A 21,917-nucleotide genomic window follows, 5' to 3' on the forward strand; every position below is an offset into this window, starting at 1 on the left:
GCATCAGGAGCAGCCATGCAAGGCCACGGCTACACGCAGCCGGTGAAGCAGCCGCCGCCCACCGGGTGGCTGGTCTTCCTGCGCCTGCTGTTCGTCGTGATCTCGGTGCTGAGCTTCGGCCTGCTGACGTGGACGATGATGCTGCGGCTGGCCATCGTGACCCGCAAGCCCCTCGACTGGGGCCTGTTCGCGGCGTCGATCGTGGTGGAGTTCCTCGGTCTGTACATGATCGGCTCCGAGCCCGGCGACGAGATTCACACCGCGGGCGGCTGGATGGGCCTCGCCCTCCTCCTGGGCGGCCTCGTGGCCGCGATCGCGTACTACCTCTCCGCGGACATACGCCACTTCCACCAGCTCCGCTTCCCGGGCTACAGCGCCCAGCGGCCCTCCGTCCCGGCCCAGTCCTACGGCTATCCGCAAGCCGGGTCGCCGTACACCGCCACGACGGTGCCGCAGTCGGCGCCGATACCGCAGACGCCGATACCCCAGGCACCGGGCCCCCAGGCACCGGGCCCTCAGACCCCGACATCCCAGCCGCCGATATCCCAGACGCCGATGCCCCGGACCCCCGTCCCGCCGCCCCCGCAGCGCCCCGCGCCCGCACGCATCGACCAGGTGCGTGCCGAGCTCGACGAGCTCAGTGACTACCTGCGCAAGCACGACGGCCGCCAGGACGGCACCTACGAGGGCGACAGGTGACCGTGACGACAGGACGTGTCGTCGCCGAGCGCTATGAACTGTCCACGCTCATCGGACAGGGCGGCATGGGACAGGTCTGGACGGCGTACGACCAGCGGCTCGACCGGCGCGTGGCCGTGAAGCTGTTGCGCCCCGACAAGGTGGCCGGGCAGGAGGCGGGCGAACTGCGCCGCCGGTTCGAGCGAGAGTGCCGGGTCACCGCACAGGTCGACCACCCCGGCCTCGTCACCGTGCACGACGCGGGCACCGCGGGCGAGGAGCTGTTCCTCGTCATGCAGTACGTCGACGGCGTCGACCTCGCCGGCCATCTCGCTGAGCACGACCCTTACCCCTGGCAGTGGGCCGTGGCGGTCGCCGCGCAACTGTGCGCCGTACTGAGCGCTGTGCACGCCGTGCCGATCGTTCACCGTGACCTCAAGCCGCGCAACGTGATGGTGAAGCAGGACGGCACGGTCACCGTCCTCGACCTCGGCGTCGCCTCCGTCATGGACGCCGACACCACCCGCCTCACCCACACCGGCACCCCCATCGGCTCGCCCGCCTACATGGCCCCCGAGCAGGCGATGGGCGGCGCGGTCGGCCCGTACACCGACCTGTACGCGCTCGGCGTGGTCCTGCACGAACTCCTCAGCGGCGACGTGCCGTTCTCCGGCTCGACCGCGCTCGGCGTGCTGCACCGGCACCTGTACGAGCCGCCGCTGCCCGTGCGCCGTACCCGCCCCGAGGTCCCCGAGGCACTCGAGGCCCTGGTCCTGCGCCTGCTCACGAAGGACCCGCAGCACCGCCCCGCCTCCGCCCAGGAGGTGTACGAGGATCTGGCGCCGCTCCTGCCCGCGCGCGGGACGCCGACCGGCTCGCCCCTCGACCCCACGCGCCCCTTCCTGCGCCCGCACGCACCCTGGCCGGACCGCGCCCGCACCCCTGCGCCGCAGCCGGCCCCGGCCACACCCGGCCCGCCCGCCACCGACAAGCCGGACGTCGCGCGCGCCGTCGACGAGGTCAAGCGCCTCCTCGGCGAGGGCCGTATCACCCAGGCCGTCGACATCCTCGGTTCGATCCTGCCCGCCGCCGCCGAACAGCACGGCGAGCACTCCTCGGTCGTGCGCAGCCTGCGCAAGCAGTACGCGGCCACGCTCATGGACGACGGCCAGTACCGGCGCGCGCTGCCCGAGTTGCGCCGCCTCGCCGACGAGCGCGCTGCCGAGGCCGGCCAGGCCGACCCGCAGTCCCTGCGCTTCCGCTACGACGCCGCCCAGTGCCTGGAACAGCTCGGCGAACCGGCGGCCGCGCTCGCCGAGTACCGCCGGCTGCTGCCGTACTACGAGAACCAGTACGTCTCCGGCGACCCCCAGCTCGCCCACGACGTCCGCCGCCGCATCGGCCACCTCCTGCTCGCCCTCGGCGACCGGCCCGCCGCCCACGACACCCTGGCCCGCCTGCTGCACGACGTGGAACGCCTGCACGGCCCCGGCCACCCGCTCGCCACGGAGGTACGACGGACCTTGCAGTGGCTGGGGCAGGTGCGCGGCTAGTTCCAGCCCGCTGCATGGCTGCCCGGCGCAAGTGGGCCGGGCGGGGGTGCTTCGGTGCCCGAAGTCCTGGCGAATCGTTGGTCGAATGGGTTGGCCAGAGCTTGCCCACTGCCTACCATCGATCACCGCAAGACTTTGTGCACCGCCGCACAAGCTCCCCCCAGGAGGTCTCCTTGCACCGCCGCCGTCGTACCGCGCTCCTTCTCTCCGCCGCGATCGCCGCGGCGCCCTTGCTGACCGCCTGCGGAAGCGACGCGCATCCCGGTGCGGCGGCCGTCGTCGGCGGCCAGCGGATCACCGTCGCACAGCTGGAGGACCGGGTCGGCGAGGTACGCGCCGCACAGCGCGAGGCCGTCCCCGAAGACGCCCAGTACGCGCAGGTCATCGCCAAGTCCGGCACCCTTCCGCGGGACGTCCTGCACACCATGGTTCTCGACCAGGTGCTGCACCGGGCCGCCCAGGACGCGGGCGTGACCGTCACCCGCAAGGAGCTCCAGGAAATGCGCGGCGGCCTGGAGAAGCAGGTCGGCGGCGCCAAGGCACTGGAGACGGCCTGGCTCCAGCAGTACGGCATTCCGCCGCAGCGCCTCGACGAGAACCTCCGCCTCCAGCTCGAGGCCCAGAAACTCGCCACCTCCCTCGGCACCGACACCGGCAAGCCCGCCTTCTGGAACGCCCTGGCCGAGGCGTCCAAGAAGCTCGACATCGACCTCAACCCGCGCTACGGCACCTGGGACGTCCAGAAGAGCGGCCGGGCGGACGCGAAGACGCCGTGGGTGCGCGAGGTGACGGCGTCGGGGACGCAGCAGACGGCGTAGCGGCAGGGGGCCGCCGCCGTCCTGTGAACAGGCGCGGGGAAGCAGCCGCCGCAGCCGTCCCTGTGAACACGCGAGGGCGGATCCACCTGCCCCACCCGGCCTGTGGACAACTTGCCTGTGGATAACTCGGGGGGCCGTCGGCGAGGTGGGTTACGTTCGGATCGTGAACGCAACCAGTCCCGAAGCCGCCCCCGGCCGCATCGTCCTGCTCACCACCAGCCACCGTGTCGCGCCCGGCCTGCTGTCCTGGCCCGCCTGGCAGGCGCTGCACGCGGCCGACCGTGTGCTGTGCGCGGACGGCGCGCACCCTCAGCTGCCGTATCTGCGCGAGGCCGGCATAGCGGTCGACGAGAACGCCCCGACCGCCGAGCAGCTGATCGACGCGTGCGCCGGCGGCCGCACGGCCGTGGTCGTGGCGACGGGCGAGGGCGAGCCGGCCCTGACGGACGGCCTGGCCCGCCTCGCGGGCTCCGGACGCGTCAGCATGCCGGACCTGGAACTGCTCCCCGCCTCCTACGACCTGCCCGGCGCCCGACTCCTCGACCTGGTCCAGGTCATGGACCGCATCCGTGTCGAGTGCCCGTGGTCCTCCCAGCAGACCCACAAGGGCCTGGCGAAGTACGGCATCGAGGAGGCCTACGAACTCGTCGAGGCGATCGAGGAGGGCGACCGCGACGAACTCCGCGAGGAACTGGGCGATGTCCTGCTGCAGGTCGTCTTCCACGCCCGTATAGCCGAGGAGGACCCGGAGTCCCCCTTCTCCATCGACGACGTGGCCGGCGGCATCGTCGCCAAGCTCATCCACCGCCACCCGCACGTCTTCGGCGACGAGACGGCGACGACCCCTGAGGAGGTCAAGGAGCACTGGCTGCGCACGAAGGCGGCGGAGAAGCAGCGCGAGTCGGTGACGGACGGGATCCCACTGGGACAGCCGGGCCTGGCACTGGCCGCGAAGCTGGCGTCCCGGGTGCGCACGGCGGGCCTGGAGGTGCCGCTGCCGACGGGCGGCGGCCTCGGCTACGAGCTCCTCGCGATGGCGGTCCGCGCGGAGGCCGCCGGGGTGGACCCGGAGGCGGCCCTGAGGGTCGCGGCTCGGACCTACCGGGATGCGGTGCGGGCTGCTGAGGGGGTGTCCCCTCAATAAGGAGGGACCGGCGATAGGGAGGAACGGTTATGGGGAGGGACCGGCGATAGGGAGGAACGGTTATGGGGAGGGACCGGCGACAGGGAGGAACCGGTAATGGGGAGGGACCGGCAATAGGGAGGGGGCCGGAACAGGGAGCGGGAACCGGACCGGCAACGGATACGGTCAAGGAGTGACCGACCAGCCCACCAGCCAGCCCACCAACGAGCCCACCCCCACCGGCACCACCCCCACCGGCACCACCCCCACCGGCACCACCCCCACCGGCACAACCCCCGAGCGCCTCACCCCCGAGCCCCTCACGCCCCCCGACCTCTTCACCTGGGAGTTCGCGACCGACCCGTACCCCGCCTACGCCTGGCTCCGCGAGCACGCCCCGGTCCACCGGACCCGGCTGCCCAGCGGCGTGGAGGCCTGGCTGGTCACCCGGTACGCCGATGCCAAGCAGACCCTCGCCGACAATCGGCTCTCCAAGAACCCGGCCCACCACGACGAGCCCGCCCACGCCAAGGGCAAGACCGGCATCCCCGGTGAGCGCAAGGCCGAGCTCATGACGCATCTGCTCAACATCGACCCGCCGGACCACACCAGGCTGCGCAGGCTCGTCTCCAAGGCCTTCACGCCCCGCAGGGTCGCCGAGTTCGAGTCTCGGGTGCAGGAGCTCACGGACCGGCTGATCGACCAGTTCGCGGCGAAGGGGAGCGCCGACCTCATCCATGAGTTCGCCTTCCCGCTCCCCATCTACGCCATCTGCGACCTGCTCGGCGTCCCCCGCGAGGACCAGGACGACTTCCGGGACTGGGCGGGCATGATGATCCGTCACCAGGGCGGCCCTCGCGGCGGTGTCGCGCGGTCGGTGAAGAAGATGCGCGGCTATCTGGCCGACCTCATCCACCGCAAGCGGGAGGCCCTGCCCGAGGAGCCCACGCCCGGTGAGGACCTCATCTCCGGTCTCATCCGGGCCTCCGACCACGGAGAGCACCTCACCGAGAACGAGGCCGCAGCGATGGCCTTTATCCTGCTGTTTGCCGGTTTTGAGACGACCGTGAATCTGATCGGGAACGGCGTCTACGCGCTGCTCACCCACCCCGAGCAGCGCGCCCGCCTGCAGACGTCCCTCGCCGCCGAGGAGACCGGCCTCCTCGAAACCGGCGTCGAGGAACTCCTGCGCTACGACGGCCCCGTCGAGCTCGCCACCTGGCGCTTCGCCACCGAGCCGCTCACCATCGGCGGGCAGGACATCGCGGCCGGCGACCCGGTGCTCGTCGTCCTGGCCGCCGCCGACCGGGACCCGGAGCGGTTCGCCGACCCCGACGTCCTCGACCTCGGCCGCCGCGACAACCAGCACCTCGGCTACGGGCACGGCATCCACTACTGCCTCGGCGCGCCGCTCGCCCGACTGGAGGGCCAGACCGCCCTCGCCACCCTTCTCACCCGTCTCCCAGATCTCCGACTCGCCGTGGACCCGGGGGAGTTGAGGTGGCGCGGAGGTCTCATCATGCGAGGGCTGCGCACGCTTCCAGTGGATTTCACACCAGTTGGGTGAGTACGTCCACCCCGTCAAACGTGACACGCGCTCAAGTCTGTGATCTTCACGTGATCTACGCGGCATTAACTTGTGACAAGTGATCGAATGCCTATACGTTCACGGATCAACGACGGCGCCAGGTTTCACGCGCCGCGGTCACTGCTGCCTCGTGAAAGGTCCCCGCATGCTCTCCGGGAACGGTCGTCACCGTCGCCCCCGTCAGGCGCCGGCTCTCCTCGTCGCGGCCGGAGTGACCGGGTCCGCCATCGCCATCCCGCTGCTCGGCGCCGCTAGCGCGAGCGCTGCCGACGGCACCGTGTGGGACAAGGTGGCCGAGTGCGAGAGCGGCGGCTCCTGGAGCACGGACGAGGGCAACGGGCGCTACGGCGGACTGCAACTGACCCAGGACGACTGGGAGCAGTACGGCGGCCTCGACTACGCCCCGCGCCCCGACCTGGCGAGCCGCTCCCAGCAGATCACCGTGGCGCAGGCCATCCTCGCCGACCAGGGAACCAAGCCCTGGGGCACCTGTGCGGTGCTCAACGGGCTCACCCCGAAGAACGGCTCGGTCGACCTCGACACCGGAGTGGAGGGCGACTCGCCCTCCGAGGTGTCCGGATCCTCCGGCTTGCTCGATTCGTCCGGCTCGTCCAATTCGTCTGACTCCTCGGGTTCCTCGAACTCGTCGGACTCGACCGACGGCCCGTCGAGTTCATCGAGCTCGTCGAGTGAATCCCCCAGCGCTTCGTCCGAATCGCGCCGGGATTCATCTTCTTCTCCCTCTTCCTCCCCTTCTTCGTCGTCCAAGGCGGACAGCTCGGCCAAGCCCGACGCGTCGCCTGACGCCAAGGACTCACAGTCGCCCGACAGCTCCCCCGTGGAGACCCCGGACGGGGATAATCAGGACAACTGGGTGCAAGACGTGGGCGCCTGGAGCCTCGTCGACACCAGCGCGCTCACCGGCGAGGAGGCTGGCTCCGGACGCCACCGCGGGCCCAGCGCCAGCGAGGGCGAGGCTGCCGACCCGGCCGCCGAGCCCTCCGGCCGACACGCCTCGTACAAGGTCCGGGCCGGCGACACTCTGGCCTCCATCGCCGACTCCCTTGACCTCGACGGCGGGTGGCGGGCGCTGTACGACGCGAACAAGGGCGCCATCGGAAGCGACGCGAACGACATCGCCCCCGGTCAGACCCTGGACGTCCCCGTCCAATAGGGGCCGAACGGGGCGAAAGGCAGCGGGAGTTCGCGTCACCTTTCACACCTGAATGTCCGCTTTGGATGCAGTGAGAGATAGATCTCAGAAGCCCTGATCGTCTTTGTAATTCCGGGAATCGGGTGTCTACGGTCGTGATCGCTCGTCACCGCGAGCCCCGGCTGCCGCAACGCCGAATCCTGCCAGCGGCCGCACGGGAACAGTCGTCGCGTCAAGCGCCGTAGGCAGGAGCGGGGGACCCAAGGTAAGCGCCGGGTCCGGCAGTTGAGGCCTTTCGGGGCCGCACGGCCGGAGTCGGCTCGGGGTGAAGCCGCGCAACGCGAGCCGAAAGGCGGACGAGCGCGGCCGGGCAACTCAACCGGCCCGAACCCGACAGCTCACCTCGCAGGCGTCGGTGAGGGGATCCAACCATGCTGTTTTCCAGCAAGGGCAAGCACCGTCGTCCGTCCAAGGCCGCCCGCGCCATCGCCGTCGTCGGCGTCACGGGTGCCGCCGCCGTCGCCGCCCCGCTGATGGCGGCCGGCAGCGCCTCCGCCGCCACCGCCTCCGAGTGGGACGCCGTCGCCCAGTGCGAGGCCGGCGGCAACTGGTCCATCAACACCGGCAACGGCTACTACGGCGGTCTGCAGTTCTCCGCCTCCACCTGGGCCGCGTACGGCGGCACGGCGTACGCCTCCACCGCCGACCAGGCCAGCAAGGCCCAGCAGATCGAGATAGCCGAGAAGGTCCTCGCGGGCCAGGGCAAGGGTGCCTGGCCGAACTGCGGCACCGGCCTGTCGAGCGCCGCGTACAACGGCTCCGGCTCCTCGCAGAGCACCGAGGCCACCCCCCGCGCCACCGAGGAGCAGCCGGCCTCCCGCTCTGCCGAGCGTCCGGCCGCCAAGAAGTCGACCAAGACCCTCACCACCCCGACCGGCAAGAAGGTCAAGAAGGGCGACGGCGAGTACAAGGTCGCCAAGGGCGAGACCCTCAGCTCGATCGCCGAGAAGGAGAAGGTCAAGGGCGGCTGGGAGAAGCTCTTCCAGCTGAACAAGGACATCGTCGACGACGCCGACCTGATCTTCCCGGGTCAGCAGCTGCACCTGAAGTAATACGCGGCCAACAGCTGAACCACAGTGCCCTCACATCCGTGGAACTCATAGTGAAGCCCTTGTGAGGGCCACCCCCGTCCGTGAGGGGCCCCCGTCCCTCACGGGCTCCCCGCTCCGGTGCGTGTTCCCCGTACGCACCGGGGCGGGGCTTTTCTTTCCCTGGAAGTCACCCACCCTTTGTTCCGGTAGGGAACAATGGGTACGGTTCGGTCCTGTCCACGGGACGGTCGGTCGGCTGCCGATGTCCCCGGGGCGGTTAGGCTCTAGTCGCGAGGCTCACAGCCCCGCACCACCAGCGACACAGTGCTTCACATCCCAAGAAGGAGATACTCGTGCCGTCCATCGACGTCGTCGTAGCCCGGGAAATCCTGGACTCCCGAGGCAATCCCACGGTCGAGGTCGAGGTCGGCCTCGACGACGGCAGCACGGGTCGTGCCGCCGTTCCGTCCGGCGCTTCGACGGGCGCCTTCGAGGCCGTCGAGCTCCGCGACGGCGACTCGAACCGCTACCTCGGCAAGGGCGTGGAGAAGGCCGTCCTCGCCGTCATCGAGCAGATCGGCCCGGAGCTGGTCGGCTACGACGCCACCGAGCAGCGCCTGATCGACCAGGCGATGTTCGACCTGGACGCCACCGACAACAAGGGCTCCCTCGGCGCCAACGCCATCCTCGGCGTCTCGCTCGCCGTCGCCCACGCCGCCTCCGAGGCCAGCGACCTCCCGCTGTTCCGCTACCTGGGCGGCCCCAACGCGCACCTGCTGCCGGTGCCGATGATGAACATCCTGAACGGCGGCTCGCACGCCGACTCCAATGTGGACATCCAGGAGTTCATGATCGCCCCGATCGGCGCGGAGTCCTTCTCCGAGGCCCTGCGCTGGGGCGCCGAGGTCTACCACACGCTGAAGAAGGTCCTGAAGAGCAAGGGCCTGGCCACCGGCCTCGGCGACGAGGGCGGCTTCGCCCCGAACCTCGGCTCCAACCGTGAGGCCCTCGACCTCATCCTGGAGGCGGTCAAGGAGGCCGGCTACACCCCCGGCGAGCAGATCGCCCTCGCGCTCGACGTCGCCGCGTCCGAGTTCTACAAGGACGGCGTCTACACCTTCGAGGGCAAGGAGCGCTCGGCCGCCGAGATGACCGAGTACTACGCGGAGCTCGTCGACGCGTACCCGCTCGTCTCCATCGAGGACCCGCTGTTCGAGGACGACTGGGACGGCTGGAAGACCATCACCGACAAGCTCGGTGACAAGGTCCAGCTCGTCGGCGACGACCTGTTCGTCACCAACCCCGAGCGCCTGGCCCGCGGCATCGACGAGGGCGCGGCCAACGCCCTGCTGGTGAAGGTGAACCAGATCGGCTCGCTCACCGAGACCCTGGACGCCGTCGAGCTGGCCCAGCGCAGCGGCTTCAAGTGCATGATGTCGCACCGTTCCGGCGAGACGGAGGACGTCACCATCGCCGACCTGGCCGTCGCCACCAACTGCGGCCAGATCAAGACCGGCGCCCCGGCCCGCTCCGAGCGCGTCGCCAAGTACAACCAGCTGCTGCGCATCGAGGAGATCCTCGACGACGCGGCGGTGTACGCCGGCCGCAGTGCGTTCCCGCGCTTCAAGGGCTGACACCCGGCTGAGCCCCAACCTGGGGTGAGCCTTAGCCAGTCGTACGTACGTCCCCGTACTCGGTCCCGTACCGTGTGCGGGGACGTACGCATGTGAAACGGGAGGCGGGACATGGCCGTCAAGGATCGGGACCGGTTCTCCACCGCGACCAGGATCCGGTTGCTCGGCGAGCAGACGGCGGCCCGTGTCTACCGTTCCCAGACCAAGCGGCAGGCCCGGCGCTCCAGGCTCACCGGACGCGCCGCGCTGCTCGCGCTGGTCGTCTGCTCCATGGTCGTGGCGCTCGCCTACCCGATAAGGCAGTACGTCTCCCAGCGTGCCGAGATCGCCGACATGCAGCGGGAGAAGGAAGAGGCCGCCCAGCGGGTCGAGGAACTGCGCGACGTCAAGGCACGCTGGCAGGACGACGCCTACGCCGAGCAGCAGATCCGGCTGCGGCTGCACTATGTGATGCCGGGGGAGACCGGCTACGTCGTGATCGACCCGGACGCGGCCAAGCAGTCGCGCGCCGAGCTGGGTGCGGCCGACCGCCCCTGGTACGCGAACATCTGGGACGGGGTCGACAAGGCCGACGCGTCCCGCCAGTGAACCGATCGTCCGGGCCGGTCGACAGACCGCCGACGAGAACGACAGAAAGACAGGCATGGAAACCGCCCCGCCGCCCACCCCGCGCACCGAGCCCACCGACGCGGACGTCGAGGCCTTCAAGCAGCAGCTCGGGCGTCCCCCGCGCGGGCTGCGCGCGATCGCGCACCGGTGCCCGTGCGGGCAGCCGGACGTCGTCGAGACGGCCCCGCGGCTGCCCGACGGCACGCCCTTCCCGACGCTGTACTACCTGACGTGCCCGAAGGCGTCGTCGGCGATCGGCACGCTGGAGGCGAACGGCGTGATGAAGGAGATGACGGCGCGGCTGGAGTCCGACCCGGAGCTGGCCGCCGCGTATCGCTCGGCGCATGAGGACTACATCCGGCGGCGCGACGAGATCGAGGAGCTGACGGGCTTTCCGAGCGCGGGCGGCATGCCGGACCGGGTGAAGTGTCTGCATGTGCTGGTCGCGCACTCGCTGGCCGCGGGGCCGGGCGTGAACCCGCTGGGGGACGAGGCGATCGCGATGCTGCCGCAGTGGTGGAGCAAGGGCGCGTGCGTGGCGCTCCCGGAGCAGTCCGAGGCGCCCGGGAAGTCCGAGGAGGGCGGCCGGTGACCCGCGTCGCCGCCATCGACTGCGGTACGAACTCCATCCGGCTCCTCGTGGCAGACGTCGACCCACACACCGGGGAACTCGTCGACCTGGACCGCCGTATGACCATCGTGCGGCTCGGCCAGGGCGTCGACCGCACGGGGCGGCTCGCGCCCGAGGCGCTGGAGCGGACCTTCGCCGCCTGCCGTGACTACGCGGCGATCATCAAGGAGCACGGCGCCGAGCGGCTGCGGTTCGTCGCCACGTCCGCCTCCCGGGACGCCGAGAACAGGGACGAGTTCGTCCGCGGGGTCATGGACATCCTGGGCGTCGAGCCCGAGGTCGTCACCGGGGACCAGGAGGCCGAGTTCTCCTTCACGGGCGCCACGAAGGAGCTCGTGGGGCGCGAGGACCTGCACCGGCCCTACCTCGTCGTGGACATCGGCGGCGGGTCGACCGAGTTCGTCGTCGGCGAGGAGCACGTCCGCGCGGCACGCTCCGTGGACGTCGGCTGCGTGCGGATGACCGAGCGCCATCTGGTCCGCGACGGCGTCGTCTCCGATCCGCCCTCCGAGGAGCAGATCGCGGCGATGCGGGCCGACATCGAGGCGGCCCTCGACCTCGCCGAGGAGACGGTGCCGCTGCGCGAGGCCAGGACGCTGGTGGGGCTTGCCGGTTCGGTCACCACGGTATCGGCGATCGCGCAGGACCTGCCCGAGTACGACTCGGCCCGCATCCACCACTCCCGGATCGGCCACGACCGCGTCCGCGAGATCACCGACTGGCTCCTGCGCTCCACCCACGCCGAGCGCGCGGCCGTACCGTCCATGCACCCGGGGCGCGTTGACGTCATCGCGGCGGGCGCGCTGGTGCTGCTGGCGATCATGGAACGGATCGGTGCCGACGAGGTCGTCGTCAGCGAGCACGACATCCTCGACGGCATCGCCTTCAAGGTGGCGGAGGCGGCCCGGTAGGGCGGGCGCAGCCACTGAGCCGCGGTGCGCCCGCGGATGCGCAACGGCCCCGGTACCTCTCCACGAGGTACCGGGGCCGTTGCGTCAAAGCCCGTGCGGGCTGTCCGTCAGTTGCAGAGGAGGACGAGGAGGCCGCTGCACCCTCCGTCGTCGCCATGGCCGCCGTGGGCCGGACTGGACTGTACGGCAGTGGCGTTCATGGCGGTGGGCGTCGCTGCCGCAGTGGATGCGGCAGCCGTCCCCAGCGCAAGGGCGATGCCGAGGGCAGCGCCGACCGAGACTATTCGCTTGGCAGCCCGCAGGGGCGCCTTCTGTGAGGTGATCATGGCTGCACGTTATGTGGCCTTCTGATCAATTTCGCGCGGAGTGTGGCCGACCGGGTGACGGCCCCTCAGATTTGCCGTCACGGGGTGGATCGGGTCTCGATTTGCTACTGGCGGGTAGCTTCGGTTGAGCAGGTCGGCTAGCGTATGAGCGCCCCCGAGGGGGCTTTCGGAGCCCGCGTCGACCCGCCACGGGCGCCCGCCCGAGAAAGTTCGTGAAGTTCTTCACAAGGAATTCGGCCCTGTCGGACCACGGATCGGTGTCGGTTGACCCTTCCGAGGGGTGAACAACCCCTTGAACATGTTCAGATGGCCGGTGTAAAGAGGCTCTGGGAGCTTCCCGCCCGAGGGTGTTCCGACCCGCTCACAGGGGCCCGGGAGGGACAGAGAGGCAGCTCACGCGGCATTGACAACGGGGCGTATCGCTTCCCGGTTCCCGATCGTGACCATGACCTGTGTCACGCGAGCCGGGGAGTGTAGCACAGGGGCTGCAAGAGCTTGTGAAGGGGCGCACGAGCGACCCCCCTGGGGCAGGTGGATACTCGATGGCATGAGCACCACGGAGCGTCCCAGGATCCTCGTAGTAGGCGGTGGGTACGTAGGCCTGTACGCAGCTCGGCGCATTCTCAAGAAGATGCGCTACGGAGAGGCGACCGTCACGGTCGTCGACCCCCGGTCGTACATGACCTACCAGCCCTTCCTCCCCGAAACCGCCGCCGGCAGCATCTCCCCGCGCCACGTCGTCGTCCCGCTGCGACGCGTGCTGCCCAAGGCGGAGGTCCTCACCGGCCGGGTCACCACCATCGACCAGGACCGCAAGGTCGCCACGATCGCCCCGCTGGTGGGCGAGGCGTACGAGCTGCCGTTCGACTACCTGGTCATCGCGATGGGCGCGGTCTCCCGCACCTTCCCGATCCCCGGCCTCGCCGAGCAGGGCATCGGCATGAAGGGCATCGAGGAGGCCATCGGCCTGCGCAACCACGTCCTCGAGCAGCTCGACAAGGCCGACTCCACGACCGACGAGGAGATCCGCCGCAAGGCGCTCACCTTCGTCTTCATCGGCGGCGGCTTCGCCGGTGCGGAGACCATCGGTGAGGTCGAGGACATGGCCCGCGACGCGGCCAAGTACTACACCAGCGTCACCCGTGAGGACATGCGCTTCGTCCTCGTCGACGCCGCCGACAAGATCCTTCCCGAGGTCGGCCCCAAGCTCGGCCAGTACGGCAAGGAGCACCTGGAGGCCCGTGGCGTCGAGGTCTACCTCTCGACCTCCATGGATTCCTGCGTCGACGGCCACGTCGTGCTGAAGAACGGCCTCGAGGTCGACTCCAACACGATCGTCTGGACGGCCGGCGTCAAGCCGAACCCGGCCCTCACCCGCTTCGGTCTGCCGCTCGGCCCCCGCGGTCACGTCGACTGCGAGCCGACCCTCCAGGTCGCGGGCACCGACTACATCTGGGCCGCCGGCGACAACGCCCAGGTCCCGGACCTCGTCGGCCGCAAGGCCGGCAACCCCAACGCCTGGTGCCCGCCGAACGCCCAGCACGCGCTGCGCCAGGCCAAGGTCCTCGGCGACAACGTGATCTCCGGTTTGCGGGGCTTCCCGCAGAAGGACTACTCGCACGCCAACAAGGGCGCGGTGGCGGGCCTCGGCCTCCACAAGGGCGTGGCGATGATCGTCATGGGCAAGGTGAAGATCAAGCTCAAGGGCCGTCTCGCCTGGTACATGCACCGTGGCTACCACGGCATGGCGATGCCGACCTTCAACCGCAAGATCCGCGTCTTCGCCGACTGGACGCTCGGCATGTTCCTCAAGCGCGAGGTCGTGGCGCTGGGCGCACTGGAGTCCCCGCGCGAGGAGTTCTACGAGGCCGCGAAGCCGGCCCCGGTCGCCCCCGTGAGCAACGCCGAGAAGGGCGAGAAGGCCAAGGCCTCCTGACCCCAGGTCACTTGAACGACCCCGAAGGGGGCCACCCGCCATCCGTGGTGCGGGCGGCCCCCTTCGGGCTGTCCGGGAGACCTCCGCGGGCGCCGGTCGCGTACGCCTTCCCAGGGTTTGCCCAGCTGTAACGCGCGTGGGGGACTGCGCGCGGGGCTTGCAGGTGTTTACGTGGTGTTGGACATTCCGGGATCCCATCACGGAGGTGTGCGCCATGCCAGACGCCGCGGTGCGGCTGAAGGGCCTGCTCGAACAGTTGCTGGGGGTTCCGCTCCCGGTGCGCATTCGCGCCTGGGACGGTTCGCAGACGGGTCCGCCGGGCGCGCCGACCCTCGTCGTACGCAATCGCCGCGCCGTACGACGGCTGTTGTTCAAGCCCGGTGAGCTGGGGCTGGCCCGGGCCTGGGTGGCCGGGGACCTCGAGATCGAGGGAGACCTGTACGCCGCCCTCGATCTGCTGGCGGGGCTCGTGTGGGAGCGCGGGGAGGATGCCCGCAGCCTGGCTCAGGCGCTCCGGGATCCCGACGTACGTGCCGCCGTCCGCGGCCTCGTCAAGCTCGGCGGACTTCCGCTGCCGCCCGCGCCGCCTCCCGAGGAGGTGCGCCGGGCCCGTGCCCATCTGCACACCAAGCGCACCGACAGACGCGCGATCAGCCACCACTACGACGTCGGCAACGACTTCTACGAGATCGTCCTCGGCCCGTCCATGGTGTACTCCTGCGCCTACTGGCCGGCCCCGCCCCCGCACGGCACCCTCGAGGCCGCCCAGCACGACAAGCTCGACCTCGTCTGCCGCAAGCTCGGCCTGAGGCCCGGACTGCGGCTGCTCGACGTCGGCTGCGGCTGGGGCTCCATGGCCATGCACGCGGCCCGCGAGTACGGCGTGAGCGTCGTCGGCATCACCCTCTCCCAGGAGCAGGCGGCCTACGCCCGCAAGCGCATCGCCGACGAGGGGCTCACCGACAAGGTCGAGATCCGCGTACAGGACTACCGGGACGTCGACGACGGGCCGTACGACGCCGTCTCCTCCATCGGCATGGCCGAACACGTCGGCGCCGAGCGGTACCTGGAGTACGCCGACGTACTGCACCGGCTGCTCAAGCCCGGTGGGCGGCTGCTCAACCACCAGATCGGGCGCCGTCCGCAGCGGGACGAATCCTCGTACGTGGTCGACGAGTTCATCGACTCCTATGTCTTTCCCGACGGTGAGCTCCAGCCCATCGGCGTCACCGTCACCCAGCTCGAACGCGCCGGTTTCGAGGTGCGTGACGTCGAGTCGATCCGGGAGCACTACGCCCTGACCCTGCGCCGCTGGGTCGCCAACCTGGAAGCCGACTGGCCGCGGGCCGTGAAGCTCACCAGCATCGGACGCGCCCGCGTCTGGCGGCTGTACATGGCCGCCTGCGTGCTCGCCTTCGAGGGCAACCGCATCGGCGTCAACCAGGTGCTGGCCGTCAGGACACCCGACTCCGGTGACTCCGGGATGCCGTTGCGGGCCCGCAAGTGGAGTGAGCCCGAGCGCCGTTGATCCGGACGTGAGGGGACGCAGGAGGACGCAAGCCGAAGGGCCGGGCTCCCCCGTGGTGGGGAAACCCGGCCCTTCGGTGTGCCGGAGTGGGGTCACTCGGTCTTGATGGCGTTCAGCATGTTCAGCCGTGCGGCGTTGCGGGCCGGCCACAGCGCGGCCAGGACGCCCACCAGACCGGCCAGCACCAGGAAGATCCCGATCCGGTCCCAGGGCAGGACCAGCCGGTAGCCCGGGATCTGCTCGGCGATGGTCTCGCCGATCGCCCAGCCGAGGAACGAGCCGAGACCGATGCCGACCACCGCGCCGAACACCGAGATGACCACGGCCTCCAGCCGGACCATCCGCTTCACCCGGCGCCGGTCGAGACCGATCGCCCGCAGCATGCCGATCTCCTGCTGCCGTTCGAACACCGACATCGCGAGGGTGTTGACGACGCCCAGCACCGCGATGATCAGGGCCATCGCGAGCAGGCCGTACATGATGTTCAGCAGGGTGTTGATGACGCCGCCGAACTCGTCGCGGATGTCCTGCCGGTCCATGACCTTGATCGCGGGGTTGTCGCCCAGCGCGTTGATCAGGGCCTTCTCGTTCGCCGCGGACTGGCCGCCGTCCACCTTCACGAAGATCTGCTGGATGTACGGCTGCACCTCGTGCGGGTTCACGACCTTCGTGTCGACGAGGACGGGCGAGAGGAACTCGCTGTCCTTGAAGACGGCTCCGACCTTGAGCGTGCCCTTCTTCTCGTCGTTGAACGTGACGGGGACGCTGTCGCCGGGCTTCCAGCCCTTGCTCTTGGCCGTCTTCTCGGCGACCGCGATGCGGCCGTCGGCGAGCGAGTCGATGGTGCCGCTGACGACGTCGACGTTCAGGACCTGCTCGATGTCGCCCGGCGTGACCGCCGAGGCGGACACGTAGTCCTCGTCACCGGCCTGGAAGTAGACGCTCTGCTGCGGCGAGACCGCCGAGACGCCCTTGGCCTTCTCCAGCGCCGTCAGCGCGGACTGGTCGAGGTCCCCGCCGTTCGCCATCGAGACCATGTAGTCGGCCTTGATGTTGTCCGTGGTCATCTTGTCGATGGCCGTGCCGACCGTGATACCGAGCACCGACAGACCGGTCACCAGCGTCAGGCCGATCGCCAGCGCCGAGGCGGTGGCTCCGGTACGGCGCGGATTGCGGACCGCGTTCTGGCCGGCCAGCTTGCCGGCCACGCCGAAGGGGCCGACGAGCAGCGGACGGACGAGCGCGATCACGGGCCGGGACAGCAGCGGGATCAGGATGATCACGCCGATCAGCGCGAAGAACGCGCCCGCCCCGATGTACATCCGGCCGTCGTCGCCGCCGGTCGAGGCACCCAGCACGATCCCGGCCGCGCCGAGACCGGTGATGGCCGTACCGATGGAGTTGCGCAGCACCAGCGACTTGGTGGTGGCCGCCGCGTGGACGCTGTTCATGGCCGCCACCGGCGGGATCTTCGCGGCCCGGCGGCCGGGCAGCCAGGCGGCGAACATGGTGATCAGCACACCGACGCTGATCGCGGCGATCACCGGCGTGGCGGACAGGACGAGCGGGCCGTCCGGAATCTTCATCTCGAACGCGGCCATCCCGGACCGCAGGCCGACCGCGAGCCCGATGCCGAGGACGAAGCCGATCACCGAGGCGACCAGACCCACCACCGCGGCCTCGGCGAGCACCGAGCGGGTGATCTGCTTGCGCGACGCACCGACGGCGCGCATCAGGGCGATCTCCTTCGTGCGCTGGGCGACCAGCATCGTGAAGGTGTTGGAGATCAGGAAGATCCCGACGAAGAGCGCGATGCCCGCGAAGCCGAGCAGGACCTGCTTGAGCGAGCCGAGGCCCTGTTCGATCTGCTCGGCCTGCTCGCCCGCGAGCGCCTGGCCGGTCTGGGCCTCGGCGCTGTCCGGCAGCAGCGGCTTGACGGCGTCCAGGATCTTCTTGTCGTCCCCGCCGGGGGCGCCGCTGACGGTGACGCTCTCGAAGTAGCCCGGCTTGAGGTACTGCTTCTGGGCGACCGCGGTGTCGAAGAGGACGAGGCTGCCGCCGGCGTTCACGGCGCCGTCCTCGGTGGTGAACACGCCGCTGAGGGTGTACTCCTTCACCGGCCCGTTCGTGGCGACCCGGACCCGGTCGCCGACCTGGTACTCGCCCTTGGCCGCGGACTCCTTGTCCAGGGCGATCTGATCGTCCTTCACCGGGCCGGAGCCGTCGGTGAACGTGTAGGCGGGGTTCTTGCCGTCCTTGCCGGGGTCGAAGTTGGAGCCCTTGTTGGACCAGCCGACGCCGATCAGCTTCCCGTCGGGGTCGGCGACCCCGGCGAAGCCCTCGACGCGGCCGTAGGCGGCGTCGACGCCGTCCACCGCGGCGATCTTGTCGAGGGTCTTCCGGGAGAGGCCGGGCTCTTCCTTGGCGTCGTCGGGGTTGGCGTACGAGGTGATGGAGACGGCGACGTCGTCGTAGCTCTTCGCCGACTGGTTGCGGAAGGCGTTGGAGAGGGTGTCGGCGAAGACCAGGGTGCCGGAGACGAACGCCACGCCGAGCATCACGGCGAGCACGGTCATCAGGAGCCGGGCCTTGTGCGCCAGTACGTTGCGCAGGGCGGTGCGGAACATCAGCTGGTGCGGCCCTTCGCGTCGAACTGCTTCATGAAGTCGAGGACGTTGTCCGCGGTCGGCCGGTACATCTCGTCGACGATCCGGCCGTCGGCGAGGAAGACCACTCGGTCCGCGTACGCGGCGGCCACCGGGTCGTGCGTGACCATCACGACGGTCTGCCCCAACTCCCGTACGGAGTTGCGCAGGAAGCCCAGCACCTCGGCGCCCGAGCGCGAGTCGAGGTTTCCGGTCGGCTCGTCACCGAAGATGATCTCGGGCTTGGAGGCCAGGGCGCGGGCGACGGCGACGCGCTGCTGCTGGCCGCCGGAGAGCTGGGCGGGACGGTGGCTGAGGCGGTCGGCGAGGCCCACCATCCGGATGACCGAATCCACCCACTGCTTGTCGGCCTTGCGGCCCGCGATGTCCATCGGGAGGGTGATGTTCTCCAGCGCCGTCAGCGTCGGCAGCAGGTTGAACGCCTGGAAGATGAAGCCGATCTTGTCCCGGCGCAGCTTGGTCAGCTGCTTGTCCTTCAGGGACCCGAGCTCGGTGTCGCCGATGCGCACCGAACCGGAGGAGAAGGTGTCCAGGCCGGCCACGCAGTGCATCAGCGTGGACTTGCCGGAGCCGGACGGGCCCATGATCGCGGTGAACTCGGCCTGCCGGAATTCGACGGAGACCCGGTCCAGGGCGACCACCTGGGTCTCGCCCTGTCCGTAGATCTTCGACAGATCCGTGGCACGCGCGGCCACGGAGGTGGCCCGGCCGGCGATGGATGCGGTGGTCACGAGAAGGCACTCCTGAGGGACGACGGTGTGTACGAGGGGACGTAGTCCATCGTCCCGGCCGAAGTGCGCCGTGTAGTCAGTCGCTGTTCCGGTTCCGAAGGCAGACTGCGGATGGACCGGACCCCGCCGCGTCATACCTGAGGATGACGAGGACCCCTGACGGCCGCTCGCGTCAAGAACAGGTGGAGCGTCCTCGTTCGGACGGTGAAATTCCGTCATTCCGTATGCGCCGTCAACCGCCGCACGTAAGGCTATTGGCAAGTGCGGATGGCGTGTTCCGTGGGCTGATGCACCCTCAGACGTCAATAAAATAAGACAACATCGGTCCGACCGTCCGCTGTTCGGGGGATGTATCCCGATAGGCTCGGAACCTCGATGCGGAGCCCATGGCCTGCCCAGATGGTGGAATGCAGACACGGCGAGCTTAAACCTCGCTGCCCCTTCGCGGGCGTGCCGGTTCAAGTCCGGCTCTGGGCACCTCCGACGTTCTCCTTCCCTGTGGGCTTCCTGCAAGCTCCCTTCAAGACTTCACCGAACCGTTGACAGCGGGCGTGTGCGGTCGGAGACTCGCGTCAGGAAATGGTGAATGAAACTTCACCTAGCGAACAGCGAAGGGAAGGCGACCGATGCGCACCACCGTCGGCATCATCGGAGCGGGCCCGGCCGGCCTCCTCCTCGCCCGTCTGCTCCACAACGCCGGCATCGACTCGGTCGTCCTGGAGAGCCGCGACCGCGCCTACGTCGAACACCGCCAGCGCGCCGGAATCCTGGAGCAGGGCACGGTGGACGTGCTGCGCGCGGCCGGCGCTGGGGAGCGGATGGACCGCGAGGGTCTCGGGCACGACGGCATCGAGCTGCGGTTCGCCGGGAAGCGCCACCGCGTCGACTTCCCCGCACTCACCGGTGGCCGGTCGGTGATGGTCTACGCCCAGACCGAGGTCTGCAAGGACCTGATCGCCCTCCAGTTGAAGGAGGGCGGCCCGCTGCTGTTCGAGGCGGAGGCGCTCGCGGTGGAGGGCGCGGACACCGACAGCCCGCGCGTGCGCTTCCGGCACCAGGGGCGCGAGGACGTCCTGGAGTGCGACTACCTCGTCGGCTGCGACGGCTTCTGGGGCGTGTCCCGCAAGGCGATCCCCGCGGAGCTGACCCGGGTGTTCGAGCGGACGTACCCCTTCGGGTGGCTCGGCATCCTCGCCGACGTACCGCCCTCCCACGACGAGCTGGTCTACGCCCGCCACGACCGCGGCTTCGCCCTGCTCTCCATGCGCTCCCCGGCCGTCTCCCGCCTCTACCTCCAGGTGCCGGACGGCACCGACGCCGAGCAATGGGGCGACGACGAGATCTGGGCGGAGCTGGAACGCCGCTTCGAGACGGACGACGACTGGCGGCTCCGGCGCGGCCCGATCACCCAGAAGTCCGTCACCCCCATGCGCTCCTACGTCCACGAACCCATGCGGTACGGCCGCTTGTTCCTGGCCGGTGACGCGGCGCACATCGTGCCGCCCACGGGTGCGAAGGGGCTGAATCTGGCCGTCGGTGACGTCGTCACCTTCGCGCGGGCACTGACGTATCAGAGGGAGACGGGGTCGGCGGAGCTGCTCGACGCCTACTCCGAGACCTGTCTGCGCCGTGTCTGGCAGGCCGAGCGGTTCTCGTACGACATGACGACCCTGCTGCACCGGGCCCCCGACGCAACGCCGTTCGAGGACCGGCTCCAGCTGGCGCGACTGGAGCGGCTCGCCTCGTCGCGGGCCGCCGAGACGGACCTGGCCGAGGGGTACACGGGCCTTCCGTTCGGGTGAGCGCGGGTGCGGGCCGGGGGAGTGATCTCCGACGGGTTCCGGCCACGTCCCAGGTTGGTCATGAATGATCCCGTCCATGGCCGGGAATCACCCAGCCGCGTACCGTGTTGCGCAGCACGAAGAGGGAAAGATCCTCCGCAGGTATTAGGGTCGATCCTTTGCCAACCTATTACTCTTGAGCCAAGGCCCACGCACGGTGGCCATGGAGGAGTGAAATGAGGAGCAGCAACCCGGTCTTCTCGCGACGGGGGTTCAGCCGCGACAACGGCTACGCGGGCTTCAACACCGCGCCGCAGGCCGGGGGCGCCGCTGTCGGCACGCAGGGCAGCCCGTATGCCCAGCCGGCCGGCAACCCGTATGCGCAGAACCCTTACGCCCAGACGGATCTTCAGCAGGGCGCACCGCCGCAGGCCCCGGCCACCACCGGCCGGATGACGATCGACGACGTCATCCTGCGCACGGGCACCACGCTCGGCACCCTGATCGTCACGGCCGCGCTCGCCTGGGCGCTGCTGCCCGTCGACGACGCGAACATCAGCCGGTCCTACGGCATCGCCATCGTGGCCGGCCTCGTCGGCATGGTTCTGGCGCTCGTCCAGTCCTTCAAGCGCAAGGCCTCGCCGGCGCTGATCCTGTCGTACGCCGCGCTCGAGGGCGTGTTCCTCGGCGTCGTCTCCAGCGTCGTCGACAACCGCATCGCGAGCGGTGCGGCCATGCAGGCGGTGATCGGCACGATGGCGGTGTTCGCCGCCGTGCTGGTGGCGTACAAGGCGGGCTGGATCCGCGTCAACCGCCGCTTCGTCGGCTTCGTGATGGCGGCAGCGCTCGGCTTCATCCTGCTGATGGCGGTCAACCTGCTGTTCGCCGTCTTCGGCGGCGGTGACGGCCTCGGCTTCCGCAGCGGCCCGCTCGGCATCGTGTTCGGCATCGTCGGCATTCTGCTCGGCGCCTGCTTCCTCGCCCTGGACTTCAAGCAGGTCGAGGACGGCCTCGCCTACGGCGCGCCGCGCGAGGAGGCCTGGCTCGCCGCCTTCGGTCTCACGCTGACGCTGGTGTGGATCTACATGGAGTTCCTGAGGCTCATCTCGATCCTCAACAGCAGCGACTAGTCTGCGACGGCTGTGCAGCAAAGGGCCCCG

The 21,917-nt window shown here is 69.8% G+C and carries 18 protein-coding genes, 1 tRNA gene and 1 riboswitch; of the genes, 16 read left to right on the forward strand and 3 right to left on the reverse strand.

The window, feature by feature from the left end; all coding sequences use genetic code 11:
• The first annotated feature begins 15 nt into the window (after positions 1 to 15).
• From OHO27_RS24625 to OHO27_RS24675, 11 genes are all read left to right on the forward strand, one after another.
• Positions 16 to 699: a hypothetical protein gene (locus OHO27_RS24625; protein WP_328427160.1), complete on the forward strand. Its 684-nt coding sequence runs from the start codon at positions 16 to 18 to the stop codon at positions 697 to 699.
• Positions 700 to 737: 38 nt separating this feature from the next.
• Positions 738 to 2,231 (forward strand): serine/threonine-protein kinase, encoded by a 1,494-nt coding sequence (locus tag OHO27_RS24630; RefSeq protein ID WP_328430529.1) that lies wholly within the window; start codon positions 738 to 740, stop codon positions 2,229 to 2,231.
• A 173-nt stretch (positions 2,232 to 2,404) separates the two neighbouring features.
• Entirely contained in the window at positions 2,405 to 3,049 is a 645-nt protein-coding gene (locus OHO27_RS24635) for a SurA N-terminal domain-containing protein (RefSeq protein ID WP_328427161.1), read from the forward strand.
• Between the two features lie 163 nt (positions 3,050 to 3,212).
• A complete protein-coding gene (locus tag OHO27_RS24640; protein ID WP_328427162.1) occupies positions 3,213 to 4,193 on the forward strand; it encodes a nucleoside triphosphate pyrophosphohydrolase in 981 nt (326 codons plus the stop codon).
• 172 nt (positions 4,194 to 4,365) lie between these two features.
• Positions 4,366 to 5,739 (forward strand): cytochrome P450 family protein, encoded by a 1,374-nt coding sequence (locus OHO27_RS24645; protein WP_328427163.1) that lies wholly within the window; start codon positions 4,366 to 4,368, stop codon positions 5,737 to 5,739.
• 166 nt (positions 5,740 to 5,905) lie between these two features.
• Positions 5,906 to 6,934, forward strand: a complete 1,029-nt coding sequence (locus tag OHO27_RS24650; RefSeq protein WP_328427164.1) for a transglycosylase family protein — start codon at positions 5,906 to 5,908, stop codon at positions 6,932 to 6,934.
• A gap of 206 nt (positions 6,935 to 7,140) precedes the next feature.
• Positions 7,141 to 7,340: riboswitch (cyclic di-AMP (ydaO/yuaA leader) on the forward strand.
• Between the two features lie 4 nt (positions 7,341 to 7,344).
• A complete protein-coding gene (locus tag OHO27_RS24655) occupies positions 7,345 to 8,025 on the forward strand; it encodes a transglycosylase family protein (RefSeq protein WP_328427165.1) in 681 nt (226 codons plus the stop codon).
• 332 nt (positions 8,026 to 8,357) lie between these two features.
• Positions 8,358 to 9,638: a phosphopyruvate hydratase gene (gene eno / locus OHO27_RS24660; RefSeq protein WP_328427166.1), complete on the forward strand. Its 1,281-nt coding sequence runs from the start codon at positions 8,358 to 8,360 to the stop codon at positions 9,636 to 9,638.
• Between the two features lie 111 nt (positions 9,639 to 9,749).
• A complete protein-coding gene (locus OHO27_RS24665) occupies positions 9,750 to 10,226 on the forward strand; it encodes an FtsB family cell division protein (RefSeq protein WP_328427167.1) in 477 nt (158 codons plus the stop codon).
• Between the two features lie 55 nt (positions 10,227 to 10,281).
• On the forward strand, positions 10,282 to 10,839 hold the full coding sequence (locus tag OHO27_RS24670) for a DUF501 domain-containing protein (RefSeq protein ID WP_328427168.1): 558 nt from the start codon (positions 10,282 to 10,284) through the stop codon (positions 10,837 to 10,839).
• Positions 10,836 to 11,789 (forward strand): Ppx/GppA phosphatase family protein, encoded by a 954-nt coding sequence (locus OHO27_RS24675; RefSeq protein ID WP_328427169.1) that lies wholly within the window; start codon positions 10,836 to 10,838, stop codon positions 11,787 to 11,789. Before OHO27_RS24670 ends, OHO27_RS24675 begins: the two co-directional genes overlap by 4 nt.
• Before the next feature lie 107 nt (positions 11,790 to 11,896).
• Here OHO27_RS24675 and OHO27_RS24680 read toward each other — a convergent pair whose 3' ends face one another.
• Positions 11,897 to 12,115 (reverse strand): hypothetical protein, encoded by a 219-nt coding sequence (locus OHO27_RS24680; RefSeq protein WP_328427170.1) that lies wholly within the window; start codon positions 12,113 to 12,115, stop codon positions 11,897 to 11,899.
• A 547-nt stretch (positions 12,116 to 12,662) separates the two neighbouring features.
• On the opposite strand from OHO27_RS24680, the gene OHO27_RS24685 reads away from it, so the two are divergent.
• Positions 12,663 to 14,051 carry an NAD(P)/FAD-dependent oxidoreductase gene (locus OHO27_RS24685; RefSeq protein WP_328427171.1) on the forward strand — a complete coding sequence of 463 codons (1,389 nt, stop codon included), beginning with the start codon at positions 12,663 to 12,665 and terminating at the stop codon, positions 14,049 to 14,051.
• 214 nt (positions 14,052 to 14,265) lie between these two features.
• Positions 14,266 to 15,579, forward strand: a complete 1,314-nt coding sequence (locus OHO27_RS24690) for a class I SAM-dependent methyltransferase (RefSeq protein ID WP_328427172.1) — start codon at positions 14,266 to 14,268, stop codon at positions 15,577 to 15,579.
• Positions 15,580 to 15,671: 92 nt separating this feature from the next.
• Here OHO27_RS24690 and OHO27_RS24695 read toward each other — a convergent pair whose 3' ends face one another.
• Both OHO27_RS24695 and OHO27_RS24700 read right to left on the reverse strand, forming a co-directional pair.
• On the reverse strand, positions 15,672 to 18,206 hold the full coding sequence (locus OHO27_RS24695; protein WP_328427173.1) for an ABC transporter permease: 2,535 nt from the start codon (positions 18,204 to 18,206) through the stop codon (positions 15,672 to 15,674).
• Entirely contained in the window at positions 18,206 to 18,976 is a 771-nt protein-coding gene (locus OHO27_RS24700) for an ABC transporter ATP-binding protein (RefSeq protein ID WP_328427174.1), read from the reverse strand. The genes OHO27_RS24695 and OHO27_RS24700 overlap by 1 nt, the downstream gene beginning before the upstream one ends.
• Before the next feature lie 393 nt (positions 18,977 to 19,369).
• On the opposite strand from OHO27_RS24700, the gene OHO27_RS24705 reads away from it, so the two are divergent.
• The 3 genes from OHO27_RS24705 to OHO27_RS24715 all read left to right on the forward strand — a co-directional run bounded on the left by OHO27_RS24705 (position 19,370) and on the right by OHO27_RS24715 (position 21,887).
• Positions 19,370 to 19,453: transfer RNA gene (locus OHO27_RS24705), tRNA-Leu, on the forward strand.
• Positions 19,454 to 19,602: 149 nt separating this feature from the next.
• Positions 19,603 to 20,778 (forward strand): 4-hydroxybenzoate 3-monooxygenase, encoded by a 1,176-nt coding sequence (locus tag OHO27_RS24710; protein ID WP_328427175.1) that lies wholly within the window; start codon positions 19,603 to 19,605, stop codon positions 20,776 to 20,778.
• A 215-nt stretch (positions 20,779 to 20,993) separates the two neighbouring features.
• A complete protein-coding gene (locus OHO27_RS24715; protein WP_328427176.1) occupies positions 20,994 to 21,887 on the forward strand; it encodes a Bax inhibitor-1/YccA family protein in 894 nt (297 codons plus the stop codon).
• The last annotated feature ends 30 nt before the right edge of the window (positions 21,888 to 21,917 follow it).

The organism is Streptomyces sp. NBC_00443 (assembly GCF_036014175.1).
GTDB lineage: Bacteria > Actinomycetota > Actinomycetes > Streptomycetales > Streptomycetaceae > Streptomyces.